General features: G+C 57.6%; 9 protein-coding genes. 6 read left to right on the top strand and 3 right to left on the bottom strand.

Going from position 1 to position 10,887, the window contains the following annotated elements; translation table 11 throughout:
• Window positions 1-135 precede the first annotated feature (135 nt).
• The 5 genes from B2W52_RS15775 to B2W52_RS15755 are packed head-to-tail and all read left to right on the top strand — an operon-like array spanning window position 136 to window position 6,132.
• The gene (locus tag B2W52_RS15775; protein ID WP_286803706.1) at window positions 136-621 is read left to right on the top strand and encodes a PaaI family thioesterase; all 486 of its coding nucleotides are present in this window, start codon (window positions 136-138) and stop codon (window positions 619-621) included.
• Window positions 618-1,109, top strand: a complete 492-nt coding sequence (locus B2W52_RS15770) for a PaaI family thioesterase (RefSeq protein WP_008170315.1) — start codon at window positions 618-620, stop codon at window positions 1,107-1,109. Before B2W52_RS15775 ends, B2W52_RS15770 begins: the two co-directional genes overlap by 4 nt.
• Window positions 1,099-2,001, top strand: coding sequence for an alpha/beta fold hydrolase (locus tag B2W52_RS15765; protein WP_008170317.1), 903 nt, complete (start codon window positions 1,099-1,101; stop codon window positions 1,999-2,001). Before B2W52_RS15770 ends, B2W52_RS15765 begins: the two co-directional genes overlap by 11 nt.
• Window positions 1,958-3,091, top strand: a complete 1,134-nt coding sequence (locus B2W52_RS15760; protein WP_349677076.1) for an efflux RND transporter periplasmic adaptor subunit — start codon at window positions 1,958-1,960, stop codon at window positions 3,089-3,091. The genes B2W52_RS15765 and B2W52_RS15760 overlap by 44 nt, the downstream gene beginning before the upstream one ends.
• Window positions 3,088-6,132, top strand: a complete 3,045-nt coding sequence (locus B2W52_RS15755) for an efflux RND transporter permease subunit (RefSeq protein WP_008170321.1) — start codon at window positions 3,088-3,090, stop codon at window positions 6,130-6,132. The genes B2W52_RS15760 and B2W52_RS15755 overlap by 4 nt, the downstream gene beginning before the upstream one ends.
• A gap of 93 nt (window positions 6,133-6,225) precedes the next feature.
• Here B2W52_RS15755 and B2W52_RS15750 read toward each other — a convergent pair whose 3' ends face one another.
• Window positions 6,226-6,351 carry a hypothetical protein gene (locus tag B2W52_RS15750; RefSeq protein ID WP_264622537.1) on the bottom strand — a complete coding sequence of 42 codons (126 nt, stop codon included), beginning with the start codon at window positions 6,349-6,351 and terminating at the stop codon, window positions 6,226-6,228.
• Between the two features lie 92 nt (window positions 6,352-6,443).
• Between B2W52_RS15750 and B2W52_RS15745 the strand changes: the two genes are divergently transcribed.
• Window positions 6,444-6,797, top strand: a complete 354-nt coding sequence (locus B2W52_RS15745; protein ID WP_227497733.1) for a GbsR/MarR family transcriptional regulator — start codon at window positions 6,444-6,446, stop codon at window positions 6,795-6,797.
• A gap of 242 nt (window positions 6,798-7,039) precedes the next feature.
• On the opposite strand, the gene B2W52_RS15740 is transcribed toward B2W52_RS15745, so the two are convergent.
• Both B2W52_RS15740 and B2W52_RS15735 read right to left on the bottom strand, forming a co-directional pair.
• Window positions 7,040-10,234 (bottom strand): Ig-like domain-containing domain, encoded by a 3,195-nt coding sequence (locus B2W52_RS15740; RefSeq protein WP_039881818.1) that lies wholly within the window; start codon window positions 10,232-10,234, stop codon window positions 7,040-7,042.
• An 11-nt stretch (window positions 10,235-10,245) separates the two neighbouring features.
• Window positions 10,246-10,887, bottom strand: a 642-nt coding sequence (locus B2W52_RS15735; RefSeq protein ID WP_286803705.1) for an outer membrane protein transport protein, incomplete at its 5' end; no start/stop codon positions are given.

Raw genomic sequence — 10,887 nt, 5'->3', positions numbered from 1 at the left:
TTTGGTTGGTTAACCAACCAAAATCCAGCAACAATGTTATTCGGAAGAAACTGACATGGCAATGACCTATGACAATCAGCTGTTTCCCGCCACTTCCACCCCTGCGCGAAATGCAAACCGGGGTGGGCATATCTGATGACGGAGTCGAACAGAGCTCAGCACAGTGACGCTGTGACGACGGCGTGGCAGTTTACCGAACAGGTTCCCCACGGCAGGGATCTGGGTATGCAGGTTGTCTCTGTGAACGGAAACCAGGTCTGCATGCGCCTGACCCCACAGCCGTGGATGTTCGCCGAAGAGGATACACAAGAAATCTGCACCAGCGTGCTCTACTCGCTGGCCGACTCCGCCGGAGGCTTGGCGGTATTCGCGGGGGCCCTGGAGTTGATGCCCATTGCCACGCTGGATCTGCGCATGGATTATCTGCGGCCCGCCATCGGCGACCGGGCCCTGTCAGCGGTGGCCACCTGTCGTCATTTAACGGACGAGGTCGCGTTCATCCATTGCGACATCCTCAGCGAGAGCGATAGTGCACTGTTAGCGACGGCAAACGCCACCTTCATGCGCAACACCCAGGGCCAGCGATTCCAGGCCGGTGGACGAAAAAAGGAGGGCGCATGAGCACGACTGGCGATTCGGCACAACCCATCTCAGGCCCTACCGAAAGCGGGAAAGAATGTTCCGACTGGCAGGCTCTGCTGGAGCGCATTCCCTACGCACGGCACCTTGGGCTTGAGGTTCAACGCGACGATGTAGGTCTAGTGGTTCATATGCCGTGTCGTGAAGCGCTCATTGGCAACTTTATGCTACCCGCCCTCCATGGCGGCGTGCTTGGCGCCCTGATCGAACTCACCGCGCGGGTCGCTGCGCAAAGCCAGGATACCGACAAACGTTGCCCACGCATTCTCGACAGCCACATTAACTACCTCCGCTCCGCGCAGGCCCGATCGACGTTCGCCAGCGCCGAAATTGTCCGGCAAGGCAGGCGGAGCAGCCTGGTCCGGGTGACTTGCTGGCAGGGCGATAAGCGCAAACCGATCGCCAGCGGTCAGGTTCAGTTGTTGCTCCCGACAATGGCGGCCAAAGAAGCAGATCTTCATGAACAATAAGCACAACAACCCTGAACGCGACCAATTCCAGGCGCCGGATGGCGCGGAGATCGCACTGTGGCGTTGGCCGCAATCCAAAGCGCGCCCCACGGTGCACTGGGCCCATGCAACGGGTTTCCATGGCCGCCTGTACCGCCCCCTCCTTGATGAGCTTGCCACGGACGTCAATGTCCTGGCCTGGGACATGCGGGGGCACGGGGCCAGCGCCGGTGCGGCGAACTTTTCGACATTCCGGGGCTGGGAAACCTACTATCGCGACATGATCGCTCTGCTGGATAGCCTGGACGAGCCGGTCTGGCTCGCCGGCCATTCCATCGGTGCCACCACCAGCATCATGGCCGCTGCCCGACGGCCAGACAAAGTGCTGGGCCTGATTCTGGCGGAACCGGTGATCATGGATCCGGGGCAGGGCCTGAAGCTGTGGCTGGCCAAGCTGCTACGCCAGTCACATCGGTTGTCACTGGCCGCCGGAGCCGCACGTCGGCGCCGGGTATTCGACTCGCACGCTGCTGCGCTGGACAACTATCGTGGCCGCGGTGGCTTCAAGACCTGGCCCGATGCATGGCTGGAGGCCTACATCCAACACGCTTTTCTGCCGCAGGACGATCAAGTTCGCCTGGCGTGTGCGCCGGAGTGGGAGAGCACCACCTTTGCCCATACCGAACACAACCCCTGGCCCGGTATTCGTCAGTTGCGGTGCCCGGTTATCGCGCTGGCGGCGGAGCGCGGGTCAACCTTCTCGCCGGCGGCGCGAAAACGCCTGCAGACCCTGCTGCCCCGGGCTGACGTCATGGTTCTTGAAGGTACGACCCACTTCCTGCCCATGGAGCAGAACGAAACCGTTCGCGATGCCATCCTGCAACTTGCGTTGTCCGGACACCGCGAGAACTGATACCCACACCTTGATTTTGCTAATCGGGACACCTGCCATGCGCTGTATGCTGACACTGTTTATCTCGCTGCTCATTCTGTCTGGTTGTCAGCAGTCTTCGGAACCGCCCCCACAGGCCCGCGCCCCTATCCCCTGGGTAAAAACAGTTGAACTAAAGGACGCCGGCCCAACAGCGCACAGATTTTCAGGAACCCTGCGAGGCCGCCACGAAGTTCCTCAGGCCTTTCAGATCGCCGGTCGGATTCAACATCGTTACATTGATGCCGGTCAACGCGTGGAAAAAGGCGACTTACTGTTCAAACTCGATACACGAGACCTTGTAGCAACGGCGGAGGGAGCCGCGGCGGATCTGAAGCGTGCAGAAGCGGCCCTGGCAATTACCACCAATGAGCTCCAGCGCCAGCAGCAACTTGTGGGGCGTCAGTTTGTCAGCGAACAAACCCTGCAACGCCTTGAGTTGGCAGAGCGTGAGGCGCGCAGCCAGGTGCAAACGGCTTCTGCACGCAATCAGCAGGCTCAGAATGCCTTGGGGTATGCGGAACTGAAAGCCGCCCATGCAGGCGTGGTCACTGAGGTCATCGTTGAACCCGGCCAGGTTGTGGGTGTCGGTCAAACCCTTGCCGTTCTGGCCGAAGATCAATCGCTGGAAGTCGAGGTTTTTTTACCAGAGGGCAGTAACCCGCCCAGGCGCGGTTATGTTCCTTTGCCCACTGGCGAACAGCTTGCTGTGAGCCTGAGAGAGATTGCCGGGGCTGCCGACCCCGCAAGCCGGAGCTGGCGTGCCCGATACAGCCTGGAGGGGCCCTACCCCTCGTCTTTAACTCTGGGTTCGGTGGTGAGTGTCCGGTTAGCACAGAAGCAAACCGCGCCCAGCCATCGCGTACCGCTGGGTGCCCTCGATGAGAGAGGGCAAACGCCACAGGTCTGGTTGGTCTCCGATGGCACGGTGAAGCCCCTTGCGGTCGAGGTGATCGATCTGGGTGAAGAGTATGCGCAGATCAAGGCCGATATCAACGCGGGAACGCCCATCGTCGCGTTGGGGACACACCTGCTCACGCCTGGCATGGCGGTGCAGGAGCTGGCTCAATGAGCTTACCGAATCTTTCCGCGCTGGCAGTGCGCGAGCGTTCGGTCACCCTCTTTTTTCTTTTGCTGTCCGTTGTTGCCGGTTTCTACGCGTTCTCCTCCCTTGGTCGGGCGGAAGACCCTGCGTTCACCGTCCGGGCGATGGTGGTTTCTGTCGTCTGGCCAGGAGCAACCCCCGAGGTGCTGCAGAATCAGGTCGTGGATCGTCTGGAAAAGCAAATTCAGGAGGTGGCGTATACCGATACCATTGAAACAACCATTCGGCCCGGGCAGGCCGCCATGGTTATCCGATTCCAGGATTCGACGCCCAGCGAAAAAGTGCCTGATCTCTTTTATCAGGTCCGCAAACGCATGCTCGATGAGCAATCCAACCTGCCCCGGGGGGTGATCGGCCCCATCGTCAACGACGATTTCGCGGATGTGTATTTCTCCCTGCTTGCCCTGACGGCACCTGGGCTGCCGATGCGTGAACTGACCCGCGAGGCAGAATCGATACGGGATCGCCTGCAACGGCTGCCCGGCTTGCAAAAAGCACAGCTCCTGGCGGAGCGTCCTGAGCGGGTGTATCTCGAATTTGATCAGGACCGGCTCAACAACCTCGGTTTGTCGGCAGAAGAGGTGTTGCAGGCGATAGAGGCCAACAACCGTCTTCAGCCTCTTGGCTTTGTTGATCTTGCCGGCCCGCGGGTTTATGTCCGCAGCAACATCGACCTGTCTGACCTTGAGCGCCTCACCTCAGTACCTCTGCGTATCGGAGACCAGCTTATCACCGTGTCTGATCTGGCCGAGGTGCGTTTAGGTTATGAAGATCCTTTGAGCTACATCGTCCGCTCCAACGGTGAGGATGCGATCCTGTTAGGTGTCGTCATGCGCGCGGGTGAAAATGGCCTGGAGTTTGGTGAGCGGCTGCGCGAGTTTGTCAGTGCCGAACAGGGCAGGCTGCCGCTGGGAATGTCAATACAGACCCTGACCGATCAGGCGGAAGCCATCACTCAGGCGGTTGATCTTTTTCAGGTCAAGTTTCTGGTTGCGTTGGTCGTCGTGATGGGGGTCAGCATACTGGCGATCGGTCTGCGCGCGGGTTTGGTGGTGGGCATTGCGATTCCTGTGACCCTCGGCCTGACTTTCTTGTTGATGAAAATGGCGGGCATAAACCTGGACCGCATCACCCTGGGTGCGTTGATTATCGCACTGGGTCTGTTAGTGGACGATGCGATCATCGCCATTGAAATGATGATCGTGAAGATGGAGAGCGGCTGGGACCGGGTACGGGCAGCCAGTCATGCCTGGAGCGTAACCGCCGCGCCCATGCTGTTCGGTACGCTGGTGACGGTGGCCGGATTTGTCCCCATCGGATTTGCCCAGTCCGGAGTGGGAGAATACACCGGCAACATCTTCTGGGTGCTGGCTTTTTCGTTGTTGATTTCCTGGGTGGTGGCGGTAACTTTTACGCCTTATCTGGGCGTCAAGCTCTTGCCCGATTACACCGGGCATATGGGCCAGGACCTTTACCAAAGCGCGTTTTATCAGCGGTTGCGTGGGGTGATCACAGCGTGTGTTCAGTACCGGAAAACCGTCGTTTTTATCACAGTGGGTTTGCTGGCGATCAGTGCTTTCGGGATGGCAACCCAGGTGCAGAAGCAATTTTTTCCCAGTTCTGATCGCCCTGAAGTTCTGATCAGTGTCTATGCTCCGCAGGGGAGCGCTATTGCCACCACGGATCAAAGTGTCAGACGCCTGGAAGCAATTCTGATGGACATGCCGGAGGTGAAAAGCCTTTCCGCTTACATCGGAGCCGGTGCACCGCGATTCTTCGTATCGGCCAACCCCGAGCAGCCGGACCCGGCATTTGCCAAGTTGATTGCCATTGGGGAGGACGTTGAAGGGCGCGATCGCATCATCTCGGCATTGGAAGCCAGAATCGCGGCGGGTGAATTTCCGGAGGCACGAGTGCGTGTAACGCGTTTGCTGTACGGTCCGCCGGTGGTCTGGCCGGTCAGTTTTCGTGTGCTGGGTCCGGAAGCCGATCAGCTCAGAGAGATCGCGCACCAGATCCGGACTCTCATGACCGGGCATCCGAACATCGTCATGCCGCATCTCGAATGGGACGAGCGCGTACCCACGCTCTATCTTGATATGGACCCGGAAAATCTGGGTTGGATGGGCCTGACCCCGGCAGAGGTTGCCCGGCAACTCCAGTTCCAACTTCGCGGAGTGGCCGTCACCGAACTGCGCCAGGGCATAAGGAGCGTTCAACTGGTGGCGCGTAATGCACGTGGCGAAGTGATCATGCCGGAAGATCTTGAGATCAAAACCCGCGACGGCCGCAAACTTTCCGTACAGCAACTGGGCAAGTGGCAGGTTCGTTACGAGGACCCCGTCATAAAGCGTTACAACCGTGACCCCTTCCTGGCCGTTCAGGCCGATGTAGAAGGTGCCCAGCCACCGGATGTCACCAAGGAAATCTGGAGTGCGATGACAGCCCTGCGTGAACAGTTGCCGGAGGGTTACCGTATTGAAATTGGCGGTACGGTGGAACAATCAGCCAAAGCCAATGCTTCAATCCAGACATTACAACCGGTGATGTTGGCGTTGATGCTGATCTTTATCATGCTTCAGATGCGTTCATTTATCGGCACATTGACTGTTCTTGCCACCGCGCCACTGGGGCTGATTGGGGCTGTGCTGGCTCTGCTGCTGTTTAATCAACCCTTTGGCTTTACCGCGCTGCTGGGGTTGATTGGCCTGGGCGGCATCCTGATGCGAAACACCATGATTCTGACGCAGCAGGTGCAGGACAACTTCAAAGCAGGAATGGCTGCCCGGGAAGCCGTTGTCGAAGCGGCAGTCCAGCGTGCCCGCCCCGTGGTACTCACCGCCCTGGCGGCCGTTCTGGCGTTTGTACCTCTGACCTTTGACCTGTTCTGGGGGCCGCTGGCTTATGTGCTTATCGGTGGCGTAGCGGTCGGCACTCTGATTACGCTATTGTTTGTCCCGGCGCTTTATGCCCTCTGGTTTCGGTTAAAGAGCGAATGCTTAGATTAGATCGGCCCCACAGTTTAGACTGGAACATGTTATTAGAGTGACTGACGAAATCACCCGGGAGGGCAACGCTTATAGCCCGCTCATCCGTGAAGTTCAGTCCGGGACATCATGCTGGCCCAGGCGATCCTTTATCGTGGCGCGGGCTTCGCCACCGTCTGGCCGCAGTTCCTGGCCATCGCCTTTGTCGGGGCTGCCCTTTTCGGGTTTGCTCTGGCACATTTCCGACGGACCCTGAACACCAGCCGCCTGGAAAAGCGCCAAGACGCGTTCAGATGCGCTGGTTTGGCAGGGTCCGCATGGCCCCTTTAACTATGAAAACACTCACTGAATCAGATACGCGCTTTATTGAACGCATGGGCCAGTTAGCCCAATCAGACGGGCTTTCTCGTATAGGAGGAGAAATCTGGGCGGTCCTCATCGTGTCTGATGACCCGGTCAGTTCGTCAGAGTTGGTAGGACTATTGCGCGTCAGTAAGACCAGCGTGAGTACGAATACCTGCTTTCTTGAACGGTTGGGCATTGTCGAACGTCGTTCAGCGTTAGGTGAACGGCAGGATTTTTTCAATTCGTCCCAACCCTTATGCTGCTTTCCTGGAAGGCCAGATAAAAAGATATCAGACCGCAAAATCGGTCGTCGCGGAAGCCAGGTCGACGATCACGAATGACCGCAATCGGGCCAAACTGGCTGAGCTGGAGAAGTTCTACGGCATGTATCATCACAGCTTGAATGATCTGTTGGAATATTTAAATGCTCAAGCCTCTGAGGTAGGAAAATAGGGCATCGCAGTGGCTTTGTGAGTGCAATCCACCCCTCCTGGTCAAAACGGCCTCCCTGACTGCAATCTTCCCTTCGATTTTCTCAGGCTGAAGCAAAAAGCCCTGGCTGTTGAACCAGGGCTTCTTGGGGTTACTGCTGTGTGGTTGGTGAGAGATAGGTGAGAGAAAGCTTACCTTGAGGGATTTCAAGATGGATAACGGTGTCTGCATTCAGCCCCAAAAGATTGATGATCGGGTTACAAAGGTTAGGAACCAGACTGCATATACCACTTACATTATTCGAGTTGAGCGTAATATCTCCTCGCACTTCAACGTCAATCGGGACCCTCTCGACATTAAGCAGTTGGATCTGTATGCGGCCATCCTGGAGAAAGGTCACAGGCCCTCTCAGCGTCAAGCGGTCACCACCCAGGTCCTGAATGGGATAGCTGCGCAGGTTATGGTCAAGCTCGGCCGGGCCAATGCTTGGGTTGAGGTAAGGTGCATCCAGATATACGTCCAGACTGAGCTCGAAGGTAAACTGGCCCTGCTCATTGGTGTATAGAAAGCCCGTCAGCGGTTTGACATTCCCCTTTTCATCCCTTGGGTATCTTATGCGCATCATGAGCGGACCGGTCGAGATACTTTCGTTAGCCTCAATGCCGGTGTCTGCAAGCCCAATGCTTGCAAATGCATCCAGTAACGCAGTATCTATTTTGACCCACACATCGCTGGATGTGGTGGCTAACACAGATGGCGAAATTTCCACCGGTACCCTGCCCTGGTCGTCCGGTGTTCCTGCCACGAAGGTATCAAGCATGGCTGTCAGATAAATGAATTTGTCTTCCCGGCAGCTTTGCCCGACTTCACATCCAATTTCAGCGTCAACCACAAGAGAATCTTGCTGAGGAGGATTCAGTGACTCGACTCCATTGGATGCCAAGCCTACCGCGTTGGCAACGCTTTCTCCTGTTTGAGAGCCGGCCTCAAGACCTTTTGTATAGTCCAGATCCGCATTGGCATCGGCCGCCGGCAGGTTTCTCAGCGGCAGGTAGGTGGCAGTCTTCTTCTCGATACCGGTGAAGTAGTTCACCAGCGCCGTGCCGCCCTCGGTTCTGTGGGTTGCATCCCATTTACCCTGGGTGAGCAGGACGGTTTGCAGGGGCAGCCCCGCAGTTGACTTTATCACTGAGTTGTCATCATTGGCGGCATTCAGCGTATAGCGGTAGAGGCTGCCTGTCTCCCACGGAACCAGGGGCGTAATGGTCAGGGACCGTGGCTCGGTCGTGAGGGTGTATTCGGAGGTCGCAATTTCCTCCCATTGGCCAGTATCCGTTTGCCTTTCAACCGTCAGAGTGATGCCGGGGACGATGGTTTGTGGGTCCATGTTAAGGGAAAAACGGACGATAATGGGCTTGTCGGTTTCGAGTTGACCAAGGGGGAGCAAGTCGTCATCGGCTTTGCCCCCGGCACAACGTCCCTGGTTGCCGGCGTTGATATCAATGCCGGCTTTGGCGCAGGGATAACCGGGCCGGGTTATCAGCGCAAGCGGCGACTGGTCCATTGGCGTGCCCGGCTCGGTCGGGCTGAGTTGGAACGGCAGGGCAATCTGGCTGGCAAAGGTGTTTCCGGCCAGGTCCCGCAAACCGGACCCGTTTTGCGACGAAGCCCCATTGGGATTGAGCCTGAGAACGTAGCTTGCGCCATGCACCAATGGTTCCGCCGGATGAATCACCACACTGCCGCCATCGGCCTTCAGGTTCGCATCAACCAGCACCCCATCCTTTTCCAGCTGAATGTTGTCGGAATTGATAGATGATGGGAGCAGCGGTTCGTTAAAGTAGATCACCAGATTGTCGCCCGGGCGAAGCCTGGCCTGATTGTCAGTGCCGGGCACCCAGCTCGTGATGAAGGGCGCTTCGGTGTCCGCGAAGTCGGCCTGCAGCGGGGCATCTTCGACGTTGCGGAAGCCGTTCAGCTTGAAGGAGATCAGGCCTGAGGCCGTGTCAATACCCATCACGTCCGGCTCAATAACGCCAACGGCTTCGATGCTCAGCTTGCCGTCCTCGACGATGGCGGTGCCCACGAGCTGCACGTGCATGAGCTGTTGGCCAAGGGCGCCGTTGGCAACAGTGTTCCCGGTATTCAGGGCCATATCGATGTAGAGCTCGAGCACCCGGGGTGCATCCACTGCATCGGTATAGGGGTTGGGCATCAGGAAACCATTGGCATCCGAGAGAAAGCGAACTTCGACGGCTTCGGATTCGAACCCGGCCGGCACGGCGCCGGCGACCTTGACGACCACGGAGCTTCCGGTGAGCAAGGTGCCCCGGTCGATCCTCAGGGGAATGCTCTGGCCCGCCGCTTCAAATTTGGGAATAAAGCCCAGTTCCGCGAACACGGTGCCGGTGACACTGGTCGGGTTGTTCGGGCCCAGAAGAAGGGAGCTCAGGTTTACCGAGTTGTAATCGGCACCGGTCAGTGGCAACTGGCCGGGTATGCTTTCAGCTACCTGGCCCATGATCTGGCGCTTGCCCGTCGGGGAGCGGGAATCGATCGGGTTGAAGGTCAGTGTGTGATCTTCGGACAGGGCATCATCGAGCAGAGCGCTTTTGATGCCGGTAGTCACGGTCAGGTTATAGGTCAGGCCCGGATCCAGGTAGCCTTCCGGATCCACCGTGACCCGGTGGCCCTTGGCGTATACTTCGGCATTCACCGGTTCACCGTCCTGGTCCGTCAGGCGGATGGTCTGGCCGTAAACCACCGATTGCGGGTCGAGGGGCTCGGTAAACTGAAGCCGGAATGTCGTAAAGTCCGTGACGGGGTAGTCGTTCCCTCCGTCCGGAATGGCTCGCGCCAGTTCAAATCCGGTGCCTTCGGTCTGGCTCAGGATAGGGCCGGATGTGGCCGGTTCTGTCCTGAATCTGATGCCATCTGCGGTCAGTGACACCGGTGTGCCGCCAGCCTGAAGGCCCTCTGAGGTCAGGGTGTAGCTGGTTCCCGGCGCAAGCGCCTTGTCCGGCTTTGCCGCAAGCCCCATCTTGTCTTCATCAGTAAACATCACGTCGGTGAGGGTAACCTCGTTTCCGGTGGCATCCTTCAGGATCAGAGAATCGGGAATGTCAGTCAACGGTGTGTCGATGGACTTGTTGAAACGCAGGAAAACAGGTGCCGTTGTGGGAACGGTGGACGTGACATCGGGCTGATCACTGCCTGACGACATTGAGTCAGCCGGATAGGCAAACATTAGCGAGCCGGGTGTTGAGCTTTGGGTCATTGTTTGCTCGTCACCGCCACAGCCTGCGAGTAACGTGGTGACACTCAATGCAATAATTGTTCTTTTCATGCCGCACCTCTTCAGAATTTCAGCGTAACTGAGCCGCTGAACACGTGAATATCGCCATCCGCAGTAACGTCTTCTTCGTTTCCGTTGAAATCAACAATGGTGAAGTCGCGCTTTTGCAGCATCTGATACTGGTAACCGAGGTCCACGCGAACGGGGTAGGCCAGAAAACGGGTACGGTTGTACGTTGCACTGAGGCCAAGTCCAATAGAGATCTTGTCGGTATCCAGGTAGTTAACTTCCCGGTTTCGAGTGGTTTTCAGGGGGGATTCTCTGTAGGCGACACCAGTAAGGAACATGAAGTTATCATTTAACCTGTACTCGCCACCGATACGAGGGACCAGGATGTCGTCAAACTGCATCCGGGCAGCGGGGGAAAGGCTGGCCTGATCCTTAATGGTGTCGCCGGCAAATTCGTCCTCCAGTTCTGACCAGTTCTGTTGTTCGATACTGCCGCCAATGCGCCAGCCGTCACCTTGATACTGAGTGCCGATGACCCAGGTTTCCGGCTGAAAGGAGTCGATCGTCGTGACCGCAAGGGCAAGTCCCGGGTCGGGAATCGTCTGGCTGACAATGATGTTTGCATCGACGCTAGTGGAAGATGCTGATTTTGCCCGGTAGGCCAGGGCCGTTTCCCAGCCGCTCAACCAACAGCC

Source organism: Marinobacter sp. UBA2498, from assembly GCF_002341575.1.
Taxonomy (GTDB): Bacteria; Pseudomonadota; Gammaproteobacteria; order Pseudomonadales; family Oleiphilaceae; genus Marinobacter; species Marinobacter manganoxydans.
This window is presented reverse-complemented; position numbering and strand designations above follow the sequence as displayed.